This is a genomic window from Brakhagea slesvicensis, from assembly GCF_052161625.1.
GTDB lineage: Bacteria > Planctomycetota > Planctomycetia > Pirellulales > Pirellulaceae > JBKCUI01.
The window spans coordinates 2,198,329-2,222,030 of record NZ_CP197412.1 but is presented as its reverse complement, the minus strand read 5'-3'; the positions used below and the strand labels follow the sequence as shown (position 1 = coordinate 2,222,030).

General features: G+C 56.2%; 16 protein-coding genes. 7 read left to right on the top strand and 9 right to left on the bottom strand.

Annotated elements, in window-relative coordinates; genetic code table 11:
- Positions 1 to 202 precede the first annotated feature (202 nt).
- The 4 genes from proB (at position 203) to SH467x_RS08470 (ending at position 5,649) form a co-directional block, all read left to right on the top strand.
- Positions 203 to 1,333 (top strand): glutamate 5-kinase, encoded by a 1,131-nt coding sequence (gene proB, locus SH467x_RS08485; protein WP_482370842.1) that lies wholly within the window; start codon positions 203 to 205, stop codon positions 1,331 to 1,333.
- Between the two features lie 265 nt (positions 1,334 to 1,598).
- Positions 1,599 to 2,822: a hypothetical protein gene (locus tag SH467x_RS08480; protein ID WP_482370841.1), complete on the top strand. Its 1,224-nt coding sequence runs from the start codon at positions 1,599 to 1,601 to the stop codon at positions 2,820 to 2,822.
- A 213-nt stretch (positions 2,823 to 3,035) separates the two neighbouring features.
- Positions 3,036 to 3,851, top strand: coding sequence for an ImuA family protein (locus tag SH467x_RS08475; protein ID WP_482370840.1), 816 nt, complete (start codon positions 3,036 to 3,038; stop codon positions 3,849 to 3,851).
- Positions 3,775 to 5,649 (top strand): Y-family DNA polymerase, encoded by a 1,875-nt coding sequence (locus SH467x_RS08470; RefSeq protein ID WP_482370839.1) that lies wholly within the window; start codon positions 3,775 to 3,777, stop codon positions 5,647 to 5,649. Before SH467x_RS08475 ends, SH467x_RS08470 begins: the two co-directional genes overlap by 77 nt.
- Positions 5,650 to 5,654: 5 nt before the next feature.
- Here the strand turns inward: SH467x_RS08470 and SH467x_RS08465 are convergent, their stop codons facing one another.
- The 5 genes from SH467x_RS08465 to SH467x_RS08445 all read right to left on the bottom strand — a co-directional run bounded on the left by SH467x_RS08465 (position 5,655) and on the right by SH467x_RS08445 (position 12,502).
- The gene (locus SH467x_RS08465) at positions 5,655 to 6,728 is read right to left on the bottom strand and encodes a prenyltransferase/squalene oxidase repeat-containing protein (protein WP_482370838.1); all 1,074 of its coding nucleotides are present in this window, start codon (positions 6,726 to 6,728) and stop codon (positions 5,655 to 5,657) included.
- Positions 6,729 to 6,755: 27 nt separating this feature from the next.
- Complete coding sequence (gene cysK / locus SH467x_RS08460; protein WP_146677189.1) at positions 6,756 to 7,697, bottom strand: cysteine synthase A; 942 nt, start codon at positions 7,695 to 7,697, stop codon at positions 6,756 to 6,758.
- A 156-nt stretch (positions 7,698 to 7,853) separates the two neighbouring features.
- A complete protein-coding gene (lptB, locus tag SH467x_RS08455; RefSeq protein ID WP_205855254.1) occupies positions 7,854 to 8,591 on the bottom strand; it encodes an LPS export ABC transporter ATP-binding protein in 738 nt (245 codons plus the stop codon).
- Between the two features lie 24 nt (positions 8,592 to 8,615).
- On the bottom strand, positions 8,616 to 10,556 hold the full coding sequence (gene lepB, locus SH467x_RS08450) for a signal peptidase I (protein WP_482370837.1): 1,941 nt from the start codon (positions 10,554 to 10,556) through the stop codon (positions 8,616 to 8,618).
- 380 nt (positions 10,557 to 10,936) lie between these two features.
- Positions 10,937 to 12,502: an MraY family glycosyltransferase gene (locus SH467x_RS08445; RefSeq protein WP_482370836.1), complete on the bottom strand. Its 1,566-nt coding sequence runs from the start codon at positions 12,500 to 12,502 to the stop codon at positions 10,937 to 10,939.
- 331 nt (positions 12,503 to 12,833) lie between these two features.
- Between SH467x_RS08445 and SH467x_RS08440 the strand changes: the two genes are divergently transcribed.
- Together SH467x_RS08440 and SH467x_RS08435 are read left to right on the top strand one after the other, a co-directional pair.
- Positions 12,834 to 14,432 carry a pyridoxal phosphate-dependent decarboxylase family protein gene (locus SH467x_RS08440; RefSeq protein ID WP_482370835.1) on the top strand — a complete coding sequence of 533 codons (1,599 nt, stop codon included), beginning with the start codon at positions 12,834 to 12,836 and terminating at the stop codon, positions 14,430 to 14,432.
- A gap of 71 nt (positions 14,433 to 14,503) precedes the next feature.
- On the top strand, positions 14,504 to 15,652 hold the full coding sequence (locus tag SH467x_RS08435; RefSeq protein ID WP_482370834.1) for a sialidase family protein: 1,149 nt from the start codon (positions 14,504 to 14,506) through the stop codon (positions 15,650 to 15,652).
- A gap of 17 nt (positions 15,653 to 15,669) precedes the next feature.
- Here the strand turns inward: SH467x_RS08435 and SH467x_RS08430 are convergent, their stop codons facing one another.
- Positions 15,670 to 16,998 carry a sulfatase family protein gene (locus tag SH467x_RS08430; protein ID WP_482370833.1) on the bottom strand — a complete coding sequence of 443 codons (1,329 nt, stop codon included), beginning with the start codon at positions 16,996 to 16,998 and terminating at the stop codon, positions 15,670 to 15,672.
- A gap of 292 nt (positions 16,999 to 17,290) precedes the next feature.
- On the opposite strand from SH467x_RS08430, the gene SH467x_RS08425 reads away from it, so the two are divergent.
- Positions 17,291 to 19,297, top strand: a complete 2,007-nt coding sequence (locus tag SH467x_RS08425) for a redoxin domain-containing protein (protein WP_482370832.1) — start codon at positions 17,291 to 17,293, stop codon at positions 19,295 to 19,297.
- Positions 19,298 to 19,369: 72 nt separating this feature from the next.
- Here the strand turns inward: SH467x_RS08425 and SH467x_RS08420 are convergent, their stop codons facing one another.
- From SH467x_RS08420 to SH467x_RS08410, 3 genes are all read right to left on the bottom strand, one after another.
- Entirely contained in the window at positions 19,370 to 20,740 is a 1,371-nt protein-coding gene (locus tag SH467x_RS08420) for a CCA tRNA nucleotidyltransferase (RefSeq protein ID WP_482370831.1), read from the bottom strand.
- A gap of 11 nt (positions 20,741 to 20,751) precedes the next feature.
- Entirely contained in the window at positions 20,752 to 22,830 is a 2,079-nt protein-coding gene (locus SH467x_RS08415) for an ATP-dependent DNA helicase (protein WP_482370830.1), read from the bottom strand.
- A 133-nt stretch (positions 22,831 to 22,963) separates the two neighbouring features.
- Positions 22,964 to 23,638 (bottom strand): DUF8091 domain-containing protein, encoded by a 675-nt coding sequence (locus SH467x_RS08410; protein ID WP_482370829.1) that lies wholly within the window; start codon positions 23,636 to 23,638, stop codon positions 22,964 to 22,966.
- Positions 23,639 to 23,702: the final 64 nt, after the last annotated feature.

Below are 23,702 nucleotides of genomic sequence, written 5' to 3'. Positions count from 1 at the left end.
TTGAGCGGGGATGGAACGGGGCTGGCTGCCAAATCAAGGCTCCTTTTAGGGCGATCTATGCCTCGTTAAGCAAGTGCTTTGGCGAGGCAAAATAGACTGCCGCACGCGTCGTTGGATTGGTAACATCTACCGCCCGAATCAGGAAATCGGTCCGCATTGTTTTCGTACTTGTCTCCCCCACCACCGCTCCGTCGAAACCGCCATGGAAGATCGCAAGCAACTTTTAATCGAAGCGGAAACTTGGATTGTCAAGGTGGGATCTCGGTCGCTGACGGGGGAGGATGGCCGATTGGATCGAGAGCAAGTCGCCAATTTAGCCAGGCAGCTGATTCGATTGGCCGACGCTGGAAAACGGGTGGTTCTCGTATCCAGCGGCGCGGTCGCCAGCGGGGTGGGACGGCTGGGATTGCCCGGGAGGCCGACCGATTTGGCGACATTGCAGGCGGTCGCAGCCATCGGTCAAACTCACTTGATCCAAGTCTACGAGCAAACGTTTGCAGAGTATGGCCGCGTTGCTGCGCAAGTCCTTCTGACCGCTTCGGAACTCGATGACCGCGTGGCCTATCTCAACACACGCAACACCCTGCGCAGGCTCTTGGAACTCGGTGCGATCCCGATCATCAACGAGAATGACACCGTGGCGGTCGATGAGCTGAAGACCACCTTTGGGGACAACGATCGTCTGGCTGGCATGGTCGCAGGCCTGCTCGAAGGAAGTTTGCTGGTCATCCTGTCCGATGTGCGAGGCCTCTACGACCGAGATCCCAGCGATTCCGCGGCTTGCGTTCTTCCCGTCGTCGAACAGATCGATGAATCCATCGACGATCTGGTTCGCGATCGCAAAACCGGAATCAGCAAAGGAGGGATGGCGAGCAAACTGACAACGGCCAAGTTCGTGACGCTGAGCGGTCAAGGAGTCGTGATCGCTTGGGGAAGAGAATCGGATGTATTGGTCCGGCTTTCTCAAGGCGAAGAGCTCGGCACTGTCTTTATGCCTCAATCCAAAACATTGGCCCCTCGCAAACGATGGATCGGGTTCTCCGCTCAGCCCTCGGGCATCTTGGTCGTCGACGATGGCGCAGTCCGTGCCATGAAAGGTGAAGGCCGAAGCTTGCTCGCTATCGGTATCCAGTCGATTGTCGGCGATTTCGGGAAAGGGGATGTCGTCTCCGTCCAGTCGAGCGATTCGCATGAGATCGCGCGAGGATTGGTCAATTACAATGCCGATCAATTGCGCCGCATCCAAGGGTGCAGGTCCGATCGCATCCAACAAATCTTGGGTCAATGCCCATACGAAGAAGTCATCCATCGCGATAACTTGACCGTCATCTAGTCAGCGATCATCTGCAGACGAGTCATGATTGCAAGCTAGCGTTCGATTTCTATCAGATGTCTTCCGCCGCTATTGTGGGTTTCCATCCAACGCGTGAACGGCCATCGATCGCCTTTCGAGCAAATTGAGCGATGAGAAAACAACTCGATGGGCTCTGTACTCCTCCTCAATATCTTTTGCGACTTCGGCACAGCGGTTGCTTCTTGAAAAGGCATTGGAGAAGCATCTTAGCTGACGGTATTTCAAACACGATTGATGGAGTTACATGATGAAAGCCGGTGCAACGAAGGGTTATGGATGGATGCGAGGAGGGATGCGATGGGGTGGTCTCGCAATGGGGCTTCTGCTGACCACCGTTTCTGCCGGATTTGCTCAAGCTGGAAACGTTTCCGCGAAGATTAGCGGTGGGAGTTTGTTCCTGTATGGCGACCGAACGGATAATACGGTCTTGATTGAATCGAACGCTAGCGGGCAGATTCGAGTCGTCGGAGGTGTCAGCGGTTCTGGTGAAGCAACGACCATCAATGGCTCGAACGCACCGGTGGATTTGCAAGGTTGGAACAACGGGATCTATGCTTATTTGTACGAAGGAAATGATTCCATCACTCTGTTGTCGGGGAACGTGCTCGGTACCGTCCATTTAGACTTGGGAGCGGGCGATGACGATGTTGTGCTGGGTGCATCCGCTCCCGAGTTGTCGGAAGCGTCGCTTGTGGAGGCAATTCTCTCGGGATTGCTTCCTGCCGATCCAGAGATGGTCGCAGAATCGGGAAGCCTGGAGTTGCAACGAACGTTGGTCGTGCTCGGCGTCCAAGGAAACGATCAAGTGACGATTTCCAATAGCACGGTCCGCGGACGCACCACCCTCGATCTCGGAGGAGGCAATGACAATGTCTTCATCGGTACGGTCGCGGATTCCACCACCACGCACTTCCAAGATTACTTGGTGGTGGTTCCAGGAAGCGGTCAAGACGCCGTGTTGGTAAACGGTGTTTCGGTCGCTCGGGATCTTTTGATCGACGATCCATCCGATGCCTCCGATATCGGAGTGTTCGATACTGAAGTGGGCCAAAACCTCTTTGTGTTCAGCTCGTTGGGGGCGGATAACATCTCGATCAATAATGTGCTGGTCGCTTCGCTCGCGAAGGTGATCGCCAAAGAGGGAGATGACTACGTCTCGATCAATAATTTGATGGCCAACCGGATGGAGCTATTCCTTGGGATCGGAAACGACTTGTTCGAAGGTTCGGGAATCATGCTCGATCGTTTGTGGACGTACTTGGAAAGCGGTGATGACCGAATGGATCTGAGTTCCAGCCAAGTGAATACGCAGTTTGTGTACGGGGCTGGTGGTAACGATTCCGTCACTCTTTCGGGATGCTCCGGAGTCGATGCGACGGTGTATGGGGATGGCGGTACCGACACCCTCAGCACTCCTGCAAACGGAATTCAGAACGTTCGCTTCTACAGCATCGAGAATCGATTGTAGAGACAGCTGTGATTAGCTAGAAGCGAACCGTTTGAAGCGGGGCCTTGTAAAAGAGGCCCCGCTTTCTTTTTTTACCGGACTCGTGGGACCGGTGGTGTCCCTGCAGGACTTCTAATCGGAATCGTTTGGACCTGCAGGCGAGGGAATGCTAGCATTAACCGATAACAGCCTACAGGATTTATCCGGCAGGCGGTTTTTCACCCAAGCGGTTATATGGCTAGCGTACTTGAAGTCACAGAGAGTCCTGCGTCCAGCGGGGCTGGAACGCCTGCGCAGATTGCGGGGATGTTAGGAGCTCGGATCCGTGCGATGGAGACCCGGGGGCGTCCTGATTCCCCAGCGATGTCCAGCGGGATTCCGGCCATGGATCGCTGCTTGCCCGCATCGGGCTACGCGTCTGGTAGTTTGGTGGAATTGCTGACCGAGCAACGTATTTCGCACGGGGCGACGAGCATCGCCTTGTGTTTGGCGCGCGAGGCGATTCGAAATGGGAAGTATGCGGTCTTGATCGACCCCGACTGGACGTACTATCCACCCGTTCTCCAGCGGCTGGGTCTCCCCCTGGAGCGGATTATCGGAATCCGTCCGAAGAACCACGCGGATTTGATCTGGTCGTTGGATCAAGTCTTGCGGAACCCGGCGGTCGGTTGTGCGATTGCCTCGGTGGACCGCATGGAAGATAGAACCGCGCGCCGCATCCAGCTGGCTGCCGAAGCGGGAGGCGGACTAGGGATTCTCCTGCGAACTCTCGAGAGCGCCCGGATGCAACCGAGCTGGGCCGATGTGCAGTGGTTTGTTTCCTCGCGAGTCTCTGGTCATTCCGAGGAAGTGGAGACCCGTTGGTTCCACTTGGCCCTGCGGCGTTGCCAAGGAGGAAGAGTCGGGACCGCGTTGAAGATCGGTATCGATGCCTTGGGGAATTGGGTGGAACCGCATCGAGACGAGGTGCAGCGTGCGAAAACGGGTCCTGTGCATTTGGCTGCCGAATTGGCCAGGCCAGCGCGCGTCCGTCGCGAAATCGCAGGCTGATTCCGGCGGCGGACTATCCGGCGAGGGACCCTCCGGCGAGGGACCCTCCGGCCCCAATCCGCGCGCGCCGGTCGGACCTATCCTGTTGTTCCGCCGCGATCCACGCCGGGGAAACGTCGTCGCCTTCGCCAACCAAACCGCGCGCAGCCGAGGGGTGTTGCCCCATATGCCGTTGAGCCAATGCGGTCCCTTGTGCCCCGAAGCATTGGTCCAGGAATACCAACCCCAACAGGATCTCGAAGCGCTCGTCACTCTCGCTGAGGCCGCGCAATGCTTCAGCCCCATCGTCGGACTCGAATCGATCGACTCCGAGGTGTGGGCGGGACGCTCTCTCCCCGAGCCACAAGGCCTCATGCTTGACATAACCGGTATACCGGACCTCTTTGGAGGGGAGTCGCGATTTGGAGCTTGGGTCAGCCAATGGTTTCGCGATCGAGGGTATCTCGCGAGTCTCGCCATCGCTAGCAGCGTGGGGCAAGCGTGGGGATTGGCCAACTACGCATTCCGCAAATCCATTCAAGATGGTTTGCTCGCGTGGGAGAATCGCGGCTCCCCTTTCGCAACCGTCCCTGACAAGCTCACCGGCGCAGGCGAGCCCGCTGACGCAGGCGAGCCATGGATCGCCATCGCTCCCCCCGCAGGAGAGACCGACACCGGGATGTTGGCAAGACTCCCCATCGAATCGCTCCGTCTCGATCTGGTCACCACCGCGAAACTGCATCGACTCGGTATTCGCACCGTAGGGCACCTTTCCGCGCTCCCGAGAACCGCGCTGCCGTCGCGCTTCGGCAATCGAATCCTGCAGCGACTGGATGGTTTGCTCTCAGGTGCGAGCGAAACGATCCGATCGCTTCACCCGAGCCCGGAACTCTGCGTGGAGCATATCTACGAATACTCCACGCCCCATCGAGGGGATGTGGAAGCGACGATCGGCGAGCATTTGGAGTATCTGTCTTGCCAATTGAAGCTTGCCGATCAAGGAGCATTGCGCGTGGTTTGCCGCGTGGCATTGGAACGCAACGCCATCGAAGTACAGGGAGTCGACCGTGTCAAACAAGATTGCGAACTCTCCATGGCTACACCCGCAGGGACCGCGAGCGTTCTGCAAGTCAGTCTTTATCAACCAAGCTATGACCGCGAGCACTTGCTCTGGCTCATGCAAATGCAACTGGATTCCCCCGCATTTCAAATCGGCGATGTGTACTGGGCCAAAGGGGTTACGACGCAAATCACCTTGTCATCGCCGATGGCTTGGAAACAACCGAGCTTATTTGACTCCGATACAGTCAAACATCGAGATGCTATCGCCAAGCTCGTCGACCAGCTCAGTGTTCGACTCGGTCGTGAACAAGTCGTTGCGCCCGTCGTTTTTTCAAACCCTGCCCCAGAGTGGACGTATGCGTGGGTGCCGATGACGGGATGGAGACGGACAGGGGAAGAACAGGAAACGAAGAGGAAGTTGCGGAAGGCACCGCGAAGGGATTACCAAGCGGAGACGCCGATTGCAGGGCCGAGTTCGCATCATGTTTGGCGACGACCCTCGCGATTGCTGCCGTCTCCGGTGCCATTGCAAGTCACCGAGTGCGATGAGAAGCAATTGCCGGCCATTGTCCGTTATCCAATGGCCAATACGTCAGTACGAAGCTTTCAGGGACCCGAGCGCATCGAGACCGGCTGGTGGTATGGCGCCATGCAGCAGCGCGACTACTACCGGCTTCAGCTCGAGAACGGAGCTTGGATTTGGTGCTATTGGGATTACCGCCAGAAGGCTTGGTATCTGCATGGAATCTTCGATTGATGCATCTATCGCTGGAAGATTGGCAGGTAGCCCTTGTCGAGTTGCAGCATGATGAGATTGCAAGCGGTCGTGTAGACTTTATGGATCATAGGGCTATCCCAGGAGCCATCGCTGAGTTGTTCATCCGCAATGCGATCGTAAAGCCGATCCCTAAATCCGGGCCACTCTTCTCCCCCTTGTCGATAGACGACTTGCGCGTAGTAGAGATAGGTGTAGTGCCAATGCCCGAACAAACTATCTTCCTTGGAGATGGAATAGAGTTCTTTCCGGCAATAGGCGAGCATCTCAGGGACTTTTTTGCTGTCGTAGTCCCCTGCGTTGTAGAGAGCGGCTAAGCTCGCGGCGGTGATGGCCGGGCGAGACGATCCTTTTTGTTGGCTGGAGTAGCTGATCCCGCCATCTTCATTCTGGCAGCTGTAGATGTAGCGTTTCGCCGCTTCGATGATCTCACCTGGGACGGGAATACCTGCGTTGCGACATCCTCGCAACCCCTGCACTTGCGTGATCGTCGTAGAGCCTTCGTCGTAGTCATTGCCATCTTTGGCGCTGACATAGCCCCAGCCTCCCGCAGAGGTCTGTGCTTTTCCGCAAAAATTCACCGCTCCGTTGAGGACCTCTACTAAATCATCACGTCGATCCTGCAGCCCCTCTTCCCCGAGCACTTGGGAGAGGAACAGCATGGCGAAGCCGTGGCTGTAGGTATAGCGTTGATCGTTATCCGGGTCTCCGATGAGGCCGTTCTTTTGGGATTGGCTGATCAAGTAATCCGCGGTGCGCGCGATGAACTTGGCGTAGGGCCCCTGTGTGATCGTGGAGCCCTGGCAGATCATCGCGGTCCCCGCGAGCGCGGCGATCGCGGCCGGATAGGGTGGCGTGTTCCATTGCCCTCGCGAGGATTGGGTTTTAGCCAAGTAATCCAAGCCGCGCCGGATGGTAGCTTCCCAACGCCCATTCTTTTCATCGAAGGGAGCAGCCACGGGAGCAGCCGCGGAAAGCTGGGGTGCCCACCGTGATGCGACGAGCGCGGTGCCGAAGCCGGTAAGGAATTTGCGTCGCGTCGCCATCGAACGATGTGCCATGGCACGTTGCTCCCTGGTCAGGATAGGTTAGGTACCGAGATCGCCAAACAACGGGGTCGAGAGGTAGCGTTCGCCGAGCGAGCACATGATGGTCACGATCCGCTTCCCTTTGAACTCCGGTCTCGCAGCGACTTGCGCAGCAGCCCACATGTTGGCACCGCTGCTGATCCCCGCCATGATTCCCTCGCTCTTGGCCAATTTCCGTCCCCATTCGAACGAGACTTCGTCGTCGACTTGGATGACGTCATCGATCACGGTTCGGTCCAGGTTCTTCGGAACAAAGCCTGCACCGATGCCTTGAATACGATGCTTGCCAGGCTGACCACCGCTGATCACAGGGGATTGTTTTGGCTCGACCGCAATCGCTTTGAAGTTGGGGTTCAGTTTCTTGATGTAGCGTGCCACACCAGTGATGGTTCCACCGGTGCCGACTCCTGCGACGATCGCATCGATTTGGCCTGCGGTATCCGCCCAAATTTCAGGACCGGTAGTGCGTTCGTGCACAGCCGGATTGGCTGGGTTCTCAAATTGCTGAGGCATCCATCCGGATGGATCATTGGCCACCAGCTCCGCGGCCTTCGCAATCGCACCTCGCATCCCATCTGCAGCGGGAGTGAGTACCAAGTTCGCGCCGAGCGCGCGCAGCAAAGCGCGTCGTTCGATCGACATCGATTCCGGCATCGTCAATGTGAGGCGATACCCTTTCGCGGCACAAACGAAGGCCAGCGCAATACCCGTGTTGCCACTGGTCGGTTCGATGATGTGCGTCTCTTTGGTCAATCTCCCTGACTTTTCGGCATCCTCGACCATCGCCATCCCGATTCGGTCTTTGACGCTGTTCAAAGGATTGAAGAACTCGCACTTGGCAAAGACCGTCGCATGCTCTGCGGGCACCAGCCGATTGATCCGAATCATCGGGGTGTTTCCAATCGTGCCCACTACGTTGTCGAATGTTTTACCCAAAGGCATTTGTATCTTTCTTTCCGCAAATCCTGAGAACAAAAAGGGAAAAGGATTCAGAGGGTGCACCGAGCCCATCGATCCAGCTCTCGTGGGTTACACCTCTGCTACGCATATTCGTTTCGGTACCAGTGTAAGGTTTTTTCAAGTCGGAGCCCACCGGATCTATCCCGGGTCCCCTTGGATATTTCCAAGGTATTGGGCGCGGACCTCGGGGTGGTTTTTGACTTGATCGGGCGTCCCTTCGCACAGGACTGCCCCTTTATTGATCACGTAACAACGATCGACCGCACCGAGGATCTCCAACGCTGCGTGATCGGTGATCAGGATGGAGATGCCTGTATCGCGCAGTTCGAAAATGGTTTCTTGGATGCTTTGCACGGTCACGGGGTCGATCCCTGCGAACGGTTCATCGAGCATGATGATCCGAGGATTCGACACGAGGCACCTGGCAATTTCCAGCCGGCGCCGCTCGCCTCCGGAAAGCTTCGATGCTCTCGAACGGCGGATATGTGTGATCTTGAACTGCTGCAATAGCTCTTCGGTGCGCTCGCGACGTTGCTTGCGGTCCACGCCGAGGAGCTCGAGCATGGCCAAGATGTTTTGTTCGACCGTCAGCTTGCGGAAAACGCTCGATTCCTGGGCCAAATACCCCATCCCCCCGTCGCGTGCTCGGCGGTACATGGGCCAGAAAGTGACCTCTTCCCCCATCAAAAAGACTTGCCCGCGATCGGGCAGCACCAGCCCGCATGTCATCCGGAAACTGGTCGACTTTCCTGCGCCATTGGGGCCGAGGAGCCCGACGATTTCAGCCGGACCGACTCGCATGCTGACCCCATTGACCACCTTTCGACGGCCATAGGTCTTTTCCAAGCCAACGACACTGAGAACATCCATGTTCATCTACTTTCTCGCGACGATCTTGGGTTATCGGATCAAACCCATTCGCTGGACATTGGGAAGGAAAGGTACCGGGGCATTCCACACGTGCGGCCAAAATACGATGACCGCTCTGCCGATCATCAACCGTTCTGGTGTATGGTTCTCCGACCAAGATCTCGCATCGGAGCTCGCGGCGGAGTTATCACCGAGCGGGAAATACCATCCCTCTTTCATGGAAAAGTCGACGATCCGTCGAGAAGTGGTCAGCGCGCTTTCCCCCCAGATCTTGGGGAGATGAGCGATCGCGTTGCGGTCGAGTGACTCAACGGACATCTTTTGCAACAACTGGTCGATCGTGGCGCTATGCGTCCCCTGCGCATAAGCATCGCGCGCTCCAGGCGGAATCGAGGTTCGCAAGGCTTCGCTTAAGTTGGGGTAATCATCGAGACGCCCAAAACTGTGCAACCTTCCCTGCGCGATGTAATAAATGTCCCGAAACACTTTGGCTCGAGAAACGCGAAGTTCCCCACCGGCGATCCCGATTCCGAGGGGAGCGCCATCCAAAGGATCGTCGTCGGATGCCGTCGGTCCTTTCGGTTTGCCGTTGGTGACCCCCGACCAGTTGATTCGATTAGACGGGCTCCACTCCACCGTCGTGCCATCGACCCACAAAACGATCTGATCATCCACGTTGGCCAGCTTCACACGATGCTTTTTGCCAGAACGAAGTCGAGTCACCGACTGGATCTGTTGAACGAACTCGTCTCCCGATTCGAAGACATTCAGGAGTTGTCCCTCTTTCTCGACGCGGGCTAACACTTTGCCGTCGGTCAAGTTGACTTCGACGATGTGCTTCGCACCCGATTCGACGAGCAACAAGGAAAGGACCTGTGAGCCCGCCGAGGTCTCGATTTCGAATTCGCTCGCCAAGTCCCCTGTCCAATGAATGCCGTCGGTTCCGCCGGTTGCAGAAGGTTCCCCCGTGGCCATGGCGCGCTGGACGGCCTCCGAGAATCGGTTGTTGGATTTAGGATCGGTTGGGGCTGCGTAATGCGTGTTGTAGGAGGTGAAGTCGGTGATGAGCCGCGGCTGACGGGCATCGGGCCGGGCCGGAAAAACCCCTTTCTCCTGAATGTAGCTCCATGCGACGGGATCGACGACACGGTGGTAGTAACGCAACCAACTCGGCTCTTTGGATTCGTTTTTACAGGAGGCCGACCAAGCCATCTCGTCCCATTGCACGCTCCAGTTTTCGTCTCCGCTTCGCAGGGGTTGCCAAAGACTCGGCATGCCGGCTTTCACAAGCGGCTTTGGGATGAAATAGGTATCGCTCACCGGTTGCAACATCGCGCCGAGGACATGCGGAGGTTTGCGTGCGATCTCGAACGGCTTCGTCGGTTCATCGTTTCTGCGAACGTAGATATCCCCTTCGGTGATTCGAATGGTTTCGTTAGGAAGCCCGATGCAGCGTTTGATGTAATTCTGCCGCGCGTTCTCGATGAATTTGAATACGATCACATCCCAACGTCGCGGAGTGTTCCATACGTAAGCCAACTTGCTGACGAGGATGCGGTCGCCGGTAAAGGTCGCTTGGTTGGCATTCTTCGTGGGATCGGCCCCTTGGGGCTTCCGGCATAAAGGACAGACGGTACCGACCACGGAATGCCCGGCGATGCGAGCGCCTGTTTCGGACGAGTACTCGGAACTGGCCCCGCATTGATACTGAAAGCCACACGATTCGCACACAACATCTTTGTGGGCGCCCATCAACGTCGGTGCCATCGATCCGGTGGGTATGACGAAGGCTTCTGCAATGAAGGCTTTGAAGAGGAGAGCGAGGATGAACGCAACGGCAAGACTCTCGACCGTTTCGCGAAAGACCAATCCTTTAGAAGGAGGGGGAGGAGGATCGCTGGCTACCGTCTCGGGTTGGGTCTGCTCATCCATTGCCATCAAATCGTATTTCTCGCGAGGAAGATTGAACATCGGGGCGAAAAGGGAAGTGGGTCAGTATACCTGCAATCCCATTCCCAACGCAGCGCTGGATCCCTACCAAGCGGGAAAGAAGCAAAAGCTAGCAATGCCCCCTAAAAGTGCAAACTGGCAACGTTGGCAATCAGCGGGGCCCAGGAGCTGACCCAATCAAGGCAAAAAAACACCCTATCGACAGGCGATTGACGTCCAGTCGATCGAGGTGGAGCGAATGTTGTGGTATGGTTGCTGCGGATGGGTTCGGATCGAGCAGGAGCAGGAGCAGGAGCACGAGCAGGAGCAGGAGCAGGAGCAGGAGCAGGAGCAGGAGCAAGAAGCAAGAAGCAGAGCGAGGCTTTGTGGAGCCAGTGGGGCAGTGGGGCGGGGGGACTTTTTTACGAAGCTAGTTCCTGCACCGCTTGCGGTACGGTTTGCTGAACCACCCGGGGGGAGCCTGGGACGCGGCTTGTTTCGCTCGTGACTTGAACACTTTCGAACCCGTTGATGACCGATTCGATCGATGGCTGCAGTTCGACCAGCATGTCGGAGAGATAAGCGAGCACGTCGTAGGTCGCAGGCCCTTGATACTTGCCGATGATTTCAAGCCGTCCGAGGATCCGGCCTTCGGATTCGATCGGCAGTTTGACTTGCCAACGGTCCGCGATTTCGGGCATGCTGTTCACATTCCAGTTGGCATGAAAGCCTTCGTGAAGCCATGGCATGTTGAGATCGAGGGAGATCTTCGCCAGAGAATGCTTTTCGGCGAACTCGACGAATGTGCTCCAGACAATTTCCCATTCGCGCGACCCTTGCAGTCGAACCTTCTGGATGCGGACGGTATTTTCCGCCAACCCGCGACGGGCTAATAGACTTTTGGTAAAGCACCACACTCGCTTGCCAAGCAACTCCAATTCGGCAAACCCGAATGCACGGGTTGCGATCAATAGCCCCATCGCTAGGAGGATGGCTGCGACGGCGATCAAGTCGGTTCCTGCTAGGACGCTCAATACGGCTCCGCCCGATGTGACAACCGACAGCAGGGTAATGGCACCGACCAGCCACTGATTGCGAATACCAAGTCTCATCAAGTTGTGATGCAAATGTCCGCGATCGACGGTGAAGACGCTTCGCCCGGTGAGCTTCCTGCGAATGATGGCCATCGATGAGTCGAAAAGAGGAATCGCCATGAGCGCGATCGGAACCATGATGGGAAGAGGAGTGTTCCCGGTCACCGAGCATCGCATCGCGAGCACGCCCAAGACCAAACCGACCAGCATACTCCCTGCATCCCCAAGGAATACTTTGGCCGGCGGCAAATTGAAAAAGAGAAAGCCGAGCAACGCACCTGCCATGCTCGCAGCGAGAATCGATTCGACAACGTTTCCTGTCCAGTACCCGATGGCGGAAAGGGATGCGCACGCGATCCAGCCTACGGACGAACAGAGGCCATCGGCTCCATCGATGAGGTTCACCGAGTTCACTGCCAACAGAAGCCATCCCAAGGTAACGGGGACGACGAGCACTCCCAACTCGAACTCCCAACCCAACAAACTCAAACGCGGAATGGTAAAGCCGAAGGCGATCAAGGAAACGCAGATGAGAACTTGACCTGCTAACTTTTGTCGGCCTCGCAATCCGATCCGATCGTCGAGCACACCCAGCGCGACAATCGATATCGCCCCAAGGGTCATTGCGATGGCTTGATAGATATTGGAGGTCGATGCGGAGGCGATGTCTTCTCGCACTCCGAGCATCAGAGCGACGCTCGCGATGAGACTGATCAAGACGGCGACTCCGCCGCAAAGGGCAACCGGTTCGCGGTGCAACTTGCGGTGGGCGTCGGGATGATCGACCAAGCCGACGCGCAGCGCGACCCGGCGCGCGATGGGAGTCACGACCAGCGAGATGAATAATGCAATCGTGAGGGCTACTAGTGGGTAAATCATAGGTGCTAACAACACGATGAGGGTCGAGTGTGCAGAATCAAGGTACCGGGCTTACCTGCGGTTGCTACCAACCATTCTCGCTGCACTCCCTTCATGATCCTCACCCCTTACCTGTCCGTCTAGGTCTTCGTTGGAGAAGTATTCGTAAAAGTTAATGCTACAATTCGGATCTCCCTCGCAACCGATACAGCTTACCAGGTGACTTGTTCGGATCTTGGCCGAGGCTCTCAACTTCGATTTGAACTCTTTGTTCTGTGACCTACGACCGTTCCGATCCGGATCGCTGTGGGTGGTACTGTCCGCCAGCACCGACGGGGATTCAAACTGGATGGAATAAGGAAAAAGAATGGATCGCCGAAAGTATGACGAACTGGTTTCCACGTTTTTTGAGTGGCAGCAACCGGCGATCACCCAAATTTTCAGCGAATTGCTGGCTGCTGCCGCTGCGGAATCGGCGATGACTCCGTCGGCTATCATGAGCCAGAATTATGAAACAGCCCGGGCGAATCCCGAGATTCATAATTTGCCGGGTAATCTCAAAGACGCTCGCGATGTGATCTTTCCCTACTTTTGGGGGACCGATAGCTGGAACAATCCGCTTCATTTGGAGAATGTGCGAGGCCCTGCCAACAACGCGTCGCTCATCGGCATGTTGGCCTGCCTGCTGAAAAACCCAAATCTGTGTACGGATCGCTACAGTCAGCGATCCAACGAGTTGGAGGTCAAGGCGATCACGACCCTCGCAAACTTGATCTTCTACCACACCGACGATCCATGGGGTGTCTTTACGATCGGGGGTACCATCTCCAATCTTTACGGCGCGAAGATCGGGTTGGAACGGGTTCTGCCCGGTGCGATGCGAACGGGCTTGGGGGCAGAACGGATTGTTGGGATCAGTTCCCAAGCCAGTCACTATTCCAACCAGACGGTCGCGGGTTGGCTCGGAATTGGAACGGAGAATCTGATCGAGATTCCAACGGATGAAAATCTTTCCATGCGGATCGATCTATTATCGGAACAACTCGATGCCCTTTATCAAACTCGTACCAAAGTTGCCTACATCTGCTGCACATTCGGGACCACGGATGGATTTGGTTTTGATGATATTGAAGCGGTTCACGATCTTGTGCACCGCAAGGCGGCTGAGTACGACATGGTGGTTCCGCAATTGCACGTCGATGCAGCAGTCGGCTGGGCTCTCTCGATGTTGAGCGATTATGACGTCGCCACGAACGGTCACTCGTTCGACACCGAAATCCTCGGGCTTGTCAGCTCGATCCAGTCCAAGAACCGAGGGCTTCGGTACGCCGATTCGGTCACGATCGACTTTCATAAGATGGGGCGAGGTCACTACCCTGCCAGCGCGTTCATCGTGAATCGACGCGAAGATCTGAAGTATCTGGCGCGGACTGTTTCCGATACGCCCTACTTCTCGGACGCCAATGCGAGCCGCGATCCCGCTTTATTCACGCTCGAGTGCTCGCGCCCTGCCCTTGGTCCCTACAGCGTGATCGCCTCCCTCAACGCCATCGGCTTGACCGGTTGGCAAATGCTCTTGGCTCGCTCTTTGGAATTGGCGCATCGATTGAAGACCAAATTGGCCCAATTGGAGTACTGCAAAGTTCTCAATGCAGGCACCCCTGGAGCTAGCGTGAATTGGTGGGTGTTCCCAAAGGGACGCAATGCAGAGGAAATCTATCAGCAGTTGGTGCGCAACGAACTGACCCTCGAACAACGACAACGATACTTGCCAGAGATTCGCCGACTCTTTGACAAGAGAGCGAAGATGATGGATTCTGCGATCGATGCTCGCCTCGGATTCACCACCAGTTTCGGTTATTGCCCACACGGCATCGATATACCTGCTTGGAAAGCCGTCTTCTTCAATCCCAAGACGACCGAAGCCATGGTCGATCGCATCGTCGAAAGCATCGAAGAACTCTAGCGGTTCCCATGCGTTACAATTTTGGTCGCTTGAACGCTCACCCCGCTTCCAACTCTCCAGGATCGATCACCATGCCGAAGACCTCGTTTGCCGTCGCTCTTGCTGCTCTATGCGCTTTCCCCTTCGCCCCGATGTCGTTCGCCCCGATGTCGTTCGCCCCGATGTCGCCCAGTGCTCGGGCGCAGGAGATTGTTAAAGTCGCCGAAGAGTTCATCTACGAGAAAGCTCCTTTTCCGAGTTGCCATGCTTCCACGATCGAGGAGGCGGCAGACGGAACTTTGGTGACAGCGTGGTTTGGCGGTCTCTACGAAAAATCGGATGATGTCGGTATTTGGGTCTCTCGGTATGAAAATAAACAATGGACTGCACCGGTAGAGGTTGCCAATGGGATCCAATTCCAATGGGCAACACCCCAGCGTGTCGGCGTGGGGGACAAGGCGAAGACTGTCGACGTGAAACGTGTTCCGACTTGGAACCCTGTTCTCTTTCAGCCATCGGCAGGTCCCCTCTTGCTCTTTTACAAGGCGGGGCCCAACCCGGACGCTTGGTGGGGGATGCTCTCGCAATCCAGCGACCACGGAAAGACTTGGAGTCCCGGTGTGCGGCTCCCAGAAGGGATCCTAGGCCCGATCAAAAACAAGCCGATCGAATTGGCCGATGGGACGATTCTTTGTCCGACCAGCAATGAAACGCCCGATGCGAAAAGCGAATGGACTGTTCACTTCGAGTGGACCAAAGATCTGGGTAAATCTTGGACGCGAACCGCACCCCTGAACGATCCAACACGATTTGGCGCTATTCAGCCCAGCATTCTCAAGTTGGGGGGGGATCGACTGTTGGCGCTCGGGAGAAGTCGGCAGGGTAAAGTCTTTCAGATCGAATCGAGCGACTTGGGCAAGTCCTGGGGCGAAATGAGTTTGATCGATCTTCCCAATCCCAATTCAGGGACCGATGCCGTGACGCTTCGCAGCGGCATGCACCTCTTGGTCTACAACCATGTCACCAAGGAGTCGCAAGAGTGGGGAGGCCGACGCTCCCCTCTCAATGTCGCCCTCTCCGCCGATGGGCGATCTTGGAAACCGGTCCTGGAACTGGAAAACGAACCGAAGAAAGAATTCAGCTATCCAGCGGTGATCCAAACGCGAGATGGGAAGATCCACATCACGTACACATGGTTGCGTGAAAAGATCAAGCATGTCGTGCTGGAAATCAAACCTTAATCTCCCGGAAAGAACAGCTAGGGCGTCCACCAACGAGTCAAATGCTCCGTCAAGCGAATCAATTGTTGTGGTTCGCGGTCAGCGAGGTTTTTGGTTTCCATCGGATCGGCCAATATATCGTAAAGCTCTGGCTTTCCTTCAGGTTCGTTGGTGGGGTCAGGAAGCATAAGCTTCCAGTTCCGATCGATACACCAGCGCCAGCGAACATTCTTCTCAGGGCGGTTCAAGTCGACAGCGTTGTGGGTGAAGCAGGCGCCCTGCAAGGTCGTTCGATTCGCCCGTGCGTTGGCGTCGAGCAGATCGATACCGGGCAATCCCTCCGGAAGTGGCATTTGCAAGGCCTTCCAAATCGTAGGGGCCAAATCGATGCTTTGCGCTAGCTCATCGCTCTGCTGAGGCGCGACTTTACCAGGCCAGCGAACCATGATCGGGGTTCGCAATCCGCCATCGTAAGGGGACTGCTTCGACTTCGGTGCATAGCGAGGTCCATCGGTATTTTGGATCCAACCATTGTCGGCCACGTATACCACGATGGTATTCTCCGCCAGTTTGCGGTCTTCCAAACTCTTGAGCAACTGCCCCACCGTCTCATCAAACCATTCGACCATTGCCCAGTACTTGGCCACATGGATGCTCGGGTGCAACTTTTTGTATTTTTCAAGAAGTCGTTCGGGAGGAGTGTGCGGATCGTGGGGCAGCATGGGTGCATACCAAACCAGAAAAGGCTTTTTCTTTTCGGTGCATTCATCGAGGAACGAGTCGATCGGCTCCATCGTTTTCCTTCCGATCGCGAGCCCATCGTCTCCGTGCCTGCCCCCGCGGGTCATACCGTGTGTGAATCCCCCTTGTTGGTATTCTCCCTGCCACCATTTGCCGGTCTGAAGAGTGAGGTAGCCATTTTCACTCAGCGATCGAGCCAGGGTGGGGACGGCGCGCATATGAGCATTCATCGTCTCCCGTCCGATTCGGAATGCTTCGGAGGCTTGGAATTGCCCCGGTTTCATGCCAGGAATCAGAGGTGGATCGTTCGACGTAATCTTGTGTTGGTGGGGGTAACGCCCCGTGAGAATCGTCGCCAAACTGGGGCAGCAAAGACTGGACGGAACATACCCCCGGCGAAAAGTAAGGCTCTCTGCCGCAAGCCGATCGATGTTCGGCGTCTGGATGTGCGGATGCCCCATAAATCCATAGTCGGTCCAAGCGTGGTCGTCAGAAATGATCATAACCACGTTGGGCGGAGCAGAGTTGGCAACCGATCCCAACGCAAGCAGTGCGAAGCCGAAGCTGGCGACAAAATGGAACCATCGGCCGTCGCAGAAGGTTTGGCGAGCCAGCTTTCGAATCATGATGATGTCATTCCCAATGAGAGGAGTAGGTAGAGGAATTCAATAGTCGAAATCCTCGCCACATTGCCGTGGCTTCAATGTTGTGATCGGTGTTCCAAAAGGATATTCTAATCGGTCGGATTCGATTTTGTGACCCGCCCAGCGCCAGGGATAGGCGGCCAGCGGATAGGCGGGCTGCGCTGAGGCGTGGGCGCCGCTGAGAAGTGGGCGGCCCGCGTGGGATCTTTTTCGCTGTATGTTGTTGAAGCTGTGTGTTATTGAAAAAGGAGCGCTCCAACCTGGGCGATCGTGCATGCGACAGTCACTCTTCTCATTTGCTTTGTCAATCTCGCTCGGGGCAACGCTATGGCTCGGTGTTCCTTACACCTTGCATGCCAACGATTCCGCCCAGCCGACCGCCGTCAAAGCGGTAGAAATTGGACAAAAGATTCCCGACGCGCGGTGGACGGACTATCAAGGCAAAGAGTGGAAGACGGAAGAATTCCGAGGGAAGAAAGCCATTGTCTATGCCTTCGTCGGCACCCAATGCCCGTTGGCCAAGATGTACTCGGCCAAATTGGTGGAGCTTCAAAAGCAGTTCGAGGGCAAGCAAGTCGCGTTTGTGGCGGTTGATTCCAACGTCCAAGATAGCTTGGCCGAAATGGCGGCCCATGCTCGCAAATACCAAATCGAATTCCCATTTGTGAAAGATCCCGATCAAAACTGGGCCGATCTCCTGGGGATCACGCGAACCCCTGAAGTCTGCGTGGTCGATGAAAAAGGACGCTTGGCCTACCGAGGGAAGATCGACGACCAATACGGTATCGGCTTTTTGCGCGAGCAAGCCAACGAACAGCCGCTGGTCGATGCGATTGAATCCGTTCTTGCAGGGCGCGCCGTCGAAACGCCGATCACGAAAGCCCCTGGATGCTTGATCGGTCGCAAGCGATCGGTGGCCGAATCGGAAGATGGTGCAGCGGCTAGTTCCGTGACTTATGCGGAGCAGGTCAGCCGCATTCTGCAGAAGCGATGTGTGAGCTGCCATCGACCGGATGAAATTGGACCGATGGATCTGTCGAATTACGACGACGCCTCCTCCTGGGCCGATATGGTTCTCGAAGTCGTCCGCGAGGGACGCATGCCTCCTTGGCATGCCAGCCCCGACCATGGCGAGTTCGCGAACGACCGGCGCATGACCCAAGAAGAAATCGATACCTTAGAAACATGGGCCTCTCTCGGCACACCGCGCGGCAATCCGGAACGAGAACCAGAGCCGCTGTCGTTTGTCGAAGGATGGCAACTGGCTTCCACTCCCGACCTGGTAGTTCCCATGGCGAAGAAACCCTTCGCCGTTCCCGCCAAGGGTGACGTGAAGTACCAGTACTTCGTCTCGGATCTGAACAATGCGGAGGATATCTGGGTTCGTGGAATGGAGATCGTTCCTGGGAATCGTGCGGTGGTGCACCATATTCTGATCTTTGTTCGCGACAAGAACGACAAAAAGAATCGGGCCTTCGGTGGCGAGCGTGGCTTCTTAGTTGGCTACGTCCCTGGCACGCGCGTGGAAAGGATGCCCGAGGGAATGGCCAAGCGAATTCCGGCCAACAGCGAATTGGTCTTCCAAGTCCACTACACACCCATCGGGACGGCACAAGAAGACTTGAGCAAAGTCGGCTTCTGGTTTGCAGACAAAGCCTCGATTACCCATGAGGTCCAAACGACCAGCTCGGTTCAAACCAATCTTCGCATTCCTCCGAACGAAGCGAACTACAAAACCGCTGCGATGCTCCCCGAGGAACTCCCTGCGTGTGATCTCCTTTCGATGAGCCCGCACATGCACTTGCGAGGGAAAGCGTTCCGATACACGGCCGTCTATCCAGATAAACAACGAGAAGTTCTCCTCGATATCCCCGCATACGATTTCAATTGGCAAACCGAGTATCGGCTCGCGGCCAAGAAACCGCTTCCGGCAGGTACCCGTATCTTTTGCGAAGCGGTCTTCGACAACTCCACCAAGAACCTAAATAACCCCGACCCCAACAGCTGGGTGGCTTGGGGGGATCAAACGTATGAAGAGATGATGATTGGATATTTCCATATCGCTGTTCCTATCGATCCCAAAACCGGAGTGTCCAAGCCGCTTGAGAAAGTGGGGCGCGGTACCTCGCCGACTCCTTCGCAGATCTTCAACTTCCTCGATACCGACGGGGATGACAAACTTTTGCGAGAGCAAGTCCCCGAGCGGATGTTGCCACTGTTCGATCGCCTCGACAAGAACCGAGATAAAGTCCTGGAGCGAAGCGAGCTGCCGCCGGGTTGAAACGCCTAGCAGCGATGGCTGTTAGGATTCCGTTTGCTGTTAGTTATTAGGTTGCTATTGGGTTTCAGGTTGCTATTGGGTTTCAGGTTGCAGGCGGAGCCACTCGAGGGCTTCGTCTCGACTGGCATGTTGGCCATCCAACTGCATCGCTCGCGCCCGGCTCAAGAGATCCGCAAACTGCGGGCCTGGACGCAGTCCTATCGCGTGCAGATCGCGCCCGGTAAGGTGTGGAATGGGGTTGAGCTGTTCGGTAGGTAATCGCAAAGCGTCGCGACAAAACGAGATGCCCCGGCTGCTGCGGGATTCCACGGCATCCAATCTCTCGCTCGTCGGCGTATCGGCAACCAACGTCACGCCAACCAGTGTCTCGGCAACCAGAGTCTCGGCCACTTCCACCGCTAAGGGGGCGTGCTGGGAGATCAATATCGGCTGGATTTGGGACCAAGGCATCTGGTCTGCGTTTCGAATCGCATCCACATGGCTCATCGCGAAAATCGCTTGCTCCATCACTCGATTCGAAAGCTTCCATCTCGCTTGGACAGCGCCCATTGTTTCAGCCGCTTCGCTTTTGGGCACGCCCCGTGTCGGTTCGGATTGGGAGCACAACCATAGCAAAGCCAAGGACGCCGCCATCGAAGAATCGCCGTTGCATCCTATTGGAAACCTGCTCAGGCAGCGTTCGGCTCTCTCGCGTCGATGGTCCTCTTCTCGCCAGCGTCCATCCAGTTCGGGCCACAAGGGAGCTAGCAGATGGAGTCGATACAACTCCGAGAGCCCCCACCCTCGCATGGGTGATTCAAAGAGTTTGAACATCTCGGCAGCGATCCGTTCTCCGCTAACCACTAAGATCTCGTTCGCATGCCGCTTGATCGCGTTGGCCGTTTCCGTATCGATGTCGAAACCGAATCGTGCACCGAAGCGAACGGCTCGGAGCATGCGTAATTTATCTTCGTCGATTCGATGGTCTGCTTGCCCGATGGCGCGAATCCGTTTGGCGACGAGATCTTTTGCACCACCGACATAGTCTTTGAGTTGTTCTGCGATGGGGTCATAGAACATACCGTTGATGGTAAAGTCCCTGCGTTGTGCGTCTTCTTCAGGACGCGAGAACTGGACCCAATCGGGGTGCCGGCCGTCGCTGTAGGTCCCATCGGAGCGAAAGGTGGCAACCTCCACTTGGTATCGCACACCACCGATACGCCGGTGAACGCACGCGACTCCGAACGCGGCGCCGATCGCGAGGGTGTTTTTCGGACCGAACAACTCGATGACTTGTTCCAATCGGGCGCTGGTCGCGACGTCGTAATCATGGGGAGGGTTTCCCATGCACGCATCGCGCACGCATCCACCAGCAAAGTACGCGATGTGTCCGTTTCGTTGCAGGCGAGACACGATCTCCTTGGCGAACTGATAGAGTTCGGATGAGTCATTCCAGACGGCCATGTCGCGCAATCTCAAGGCTCCGCTTTGGCCTGAACATGGATGACTTGGCAATCGGGAAGAGATTCCACGAAGAGTCGTCCATAGGGTTTGGTCACAATCCTTGGATCGGTGACCAGGACCACACCGGAGTCGGTGGCGGTCCGAATCAAACGCCCAAACCCCTGCTTGAATTTGATCACGGCTTCAGGCAATTGGTAATCGCGAAAGGGGTTGCCTCCTTTGCTACGAATATCCTCGAGTTTGGCTTCGAGGAGTGGATGATCGGGCACGCTGAATGGCAGTTTGCTAATGATCACCAATTGCAAAGCATCGCCGGGGACATCGACTCCTTGCCAGAAGCTCTCGGCACCGAACAGGACCCCTCTTGGATTGGCTTTGAAGTCTTGAAGAAGTTGTGTTCGAGGTGTCCCGTCGGCTTGCGAGTAGACCGCCAATCCTTGCTCGTGCATCCAAGGCCTGAGGGCATCGCATGTCTTTCGGAGCATGTCATAGCTGGTGAACAAAATAAACGCGCGCCCTTCGTGGGCCGCTACATAATGCCGAATGGTCGGCAAGACTTTCCGTTCGTAATTCGCTTTGTCTTGGGAGGGATCCGGGAGATCGGTCACCAGCTCTAGGCGGGCCAATCGTTTGTAGTCAAAGGGACTCCCCACCTGGAGCGACGCGGCTTTGACCGCTCCGATTCGCTTTTGAAAGAATTGAAACCCCTGCGACTTGCCGGTCGACAGGGTGGCGCTGGTCAAGACCACGGTCCGTACCTTGTCGAACAAAGTAGACTTGAGATGTTTCGAGATATCGATGGGACTGCTGCGAAGGGTTATCCGGATCGAGCCGCGGCCGAATTGGCTGCGGGATTCTGATTTTTCAAGCCAATAGACGGCATCGGTCTCTTTTTGCTTCAGCCATTGATCCAGCGTATTGGCGAGAGCCGTGAGGCGTTTGCTGGCCGACATCAACTCCAGTCGATCGTTCGCATTCTTCAAGTCTTGTCCAAATCGTTCGAGCTGCTCCGAGAGAGATTGCAACAACACAGGAAGGTCCGTTTGGATCTCCAGGAGATCGTAAACGCGGCCGTTGCCAGACGCGGAGTTGGCAAGCCAGGAGAGGAGGTCTTCGGAAAGGGTGTCGAGCGATTCCATGCATCGATAGGTCTCTCGGGTGAGTTGTTTCAAGCCGAGCGCTGAGAGGATCCCTTTGTCGTTGCGAGGGTTGAACAGTTTACGAAGGGTGTAATCGATTTGCGAGTTGCTGATCTGGAGTCCCAGGTGCTCTCCCGCAACCGACTCGATCGTATGGGATTCATCGAAGATGACGGCGTCGTAATCCGGGAGCATACCGGCCCCCTGCGCGCGCAGGGCGAGATCGCTAAAGAACAAAGCGTGGTTCACCACGAGAATCTGCGAGTTGTGGACACGACGTCGGGCCGCGTAGTAAAAGCATTCGTTGAAGTGATCGCATTTGCGACCCATGCAATTGCCAGAGTCGCTGGCCACCTCGTCCCACACCGTCATACTCGGCTTGAACGGAAGCGAGCTGAGGGATCCCTCGTGGGTCTCTTTGTTCCAAAGGACGATCTGTTCGAGTTGATCGTAGTCTCGATCGTTTTGGAGCAGGCTCGCAGCTCGGCTTTTTGCGAGGGTGAGGCGTCGTTTAGAAAGATAGTTGCCTCGGCCTTTGACCAGAACGCTCGTGAATTCGCGAGGGATGACAGCTTTGAGAAGGGGGAGATCCTTGGCGACGAGCTGTTCTTGAAGGCTGATCGTGTGGGTGCTGACGATAACCCGCCGAATTTTCTCTTCCTCGCTGTCGGACCCACCCAGTTCTTCTTGATCTTTCCGCGAAAGTCGCGGAGTCGGGGGAGAATCCATCCGACCTTCGGCTTGGGTCGCGTAGAGGATAGCGGGAACAAGGTAGCCAAAGCTTTTGCCGACCCCTGTCCCGGCTTCAACGACGAGGTGGTGGCCATCGCGAAGGGCCTTCTCGACCGCTTCCGCCATCTGAAGTTGTTCGCGTCGGTGCTCGTAGTTTCGGATCCTGCGCGCGATATTCCCTTCCGGTCCGAGAATGGAATGAATGTCGAGGGAAGTCATGAGCAGGGGCTACCGAGGGGAAACGGGTCGTGGCCATAAGACTAACACGCGAGCAGGAGAATGAGTAGAAGCAGAATGCTGAGAAGAGGAGCGAGAGGCTCCCAGGTCAAGCGGCCCAGGTCAAGCGGCCCAGTTAAGCGGCTCGGTGGTAAACGATGGCGTTGCCTCGTTTGGAGTGCTGTTCCGTGGCGCCGCAGCGGCGGAGTACGTAGGCGATTTGTTGCGCGAGCCATCGCGGTTCGCCGATGGCTTGGGCCAGCTCCATAGTGTCAAAGGTTTTGGGGAGTTTCGGGCGTCCCATCAGCTTCCACAGGTCTTTGGTCGTGCGAAGCGGGGTCGCGGAGTGGGGGTCTGGGGGGAGAGCCAGCATCATATCCAGCGATTTGTATTGCTTGCGACGTCCCCGTTTGGGGGTATCGATGCGCCGTTCGATGCACTGGACCGAAAGGATCTCGATCGAGAGACGCGGGTGCGGGAAGACTTGGGTGAAGTGAATGAGTTCACCGAAGAATTGGATGGGACGCTGCGATTTGGGGCTCTTCCGTTTTCGAAGGAGTTCGCCCGATTTCTTGTCGTATGTCTCGATGGTCTTGCGTTCGATCCAAGGCTTCACAATGCGAACGCGATGCCCATCTTCGAGGAGCGAGAGAATTTTTCGGCGAAGGATTCCGAGCCCCGCGTGCTGGATTTCGACCAAAGCGCCCGCGGCGTCGATCGCGTCGATACGGTAATTCGATTCGGCCACCTCGATAGCGTCCGGGGAGGCGGCGTAAAGTTTTTTCAATTCTCGGTGCAATGAGGTTTCCATCGCGTCATCCTGACGTGCTGTGCGACCGGTCGTGGTAGGACCGGGGAAGGCGTGACCGGAGGGT

Excerpts from the sequence above, each read along its gene's own strand:
- proB (WP_482370842.1), top strand. The coding sequence starts at position 203 with ATGGAAGATCGCAAGCAACTTTTAATCGAAGCGGAAACTTGGATTGTC.
- SH467x_RS08480 (WP_482370841.1), top strand. The coding sequence starts at position 1,599 with ATGATGAAAGCCGGTGCAACGAAGGGTTATGGATGGATGCGAGGAGGG.
- SH467x_RS08475 (WP_482370840.1), top strand. The coding sequence starts at position 3,036 with ATGGCTAGCGTACTTGAAGTCACAGAGAGTCCTGCGTCCAGCGGGGCT.
- SH467x_RS08465 (WP_482370838.1), bottom strand. The coding sequence starts at position 6,728 with ATGGCACATCGTTCGATGGCGACGCGACGCAAATTCCTTACCGGCTTC.
- cysK (WP_146677189.1), bottom strand. The coding sequence starts at position 7,697 with ATGCCTTTGGGTAAAACATTCGACAACGTAGTGGGCACGATTGGAAAC.
- lptB (WP_205855254.1), bottom strand. The coding sequence starts at position 8,591 with ATGAACATGGATGTTCTCAGTGTCGTTGGCTTGGAAAAGACCTATGGC.
- lepB (WP_482370837.1), bottom strand. The coding sequence starts at position 10,556 with ATGTTCAATCTTCCTCGCGAGAAATACGATTTGATGGCAATGGATGAG.
- SH467x_RS08440 (WP_482370835.1), top strand. The coding sequence starts at position 12,834 with ATGGATCGCCGAAAGTATGACGAACTGGTTTCCACGTTTTTTGAGTGG.
- SH467x_RS08435 (WP_482370834.1), top strand. The coding sequence starts at position 14,504 with ATGCCGAAGACCTCGTTTGCCGTCGCTCTTGCTGCTCTATGCGCTTTC.
- SH467x_RS08430 (WP_482370833.1), bottom strand. The coding sequence starts at position 16,998 with ATGATTCGAAAGCTGGCTCGCCAAACCTTCTGCGACGGCCGATGGTTC.
- SH467x_RS08425 (WP_482370832.1), top strand. The coding sequence starts at position 17,291 with ATGCGACAGTCACTCTTCTCATTTGCTTTGTCAATCTCGCTCGGGGCA.
- SH467x_RS08420 (WP_482370831.1), bottom strand. The coding sequence starts at position 20,740 with ATGGCCGTCTGGAATGACTCATCCGAACTCTATCAGTTCGCCAAGGAG.
- SH467x_RS08415 (WP_482370830.1), bottom strand. The coding sequence starts at position 22,830 with ATGACTTCCCTCGACATTCATTCCATTCTCGGACCGGAAGGGAATATC.
- SH467x_RS08410 (WP_482370829.1), bottom strand. The coding sequence starts at position 23,638 with ATGGAAACCTCATTGCACCGAGAATTGAAAAAACTTTACGCCGCCTCC.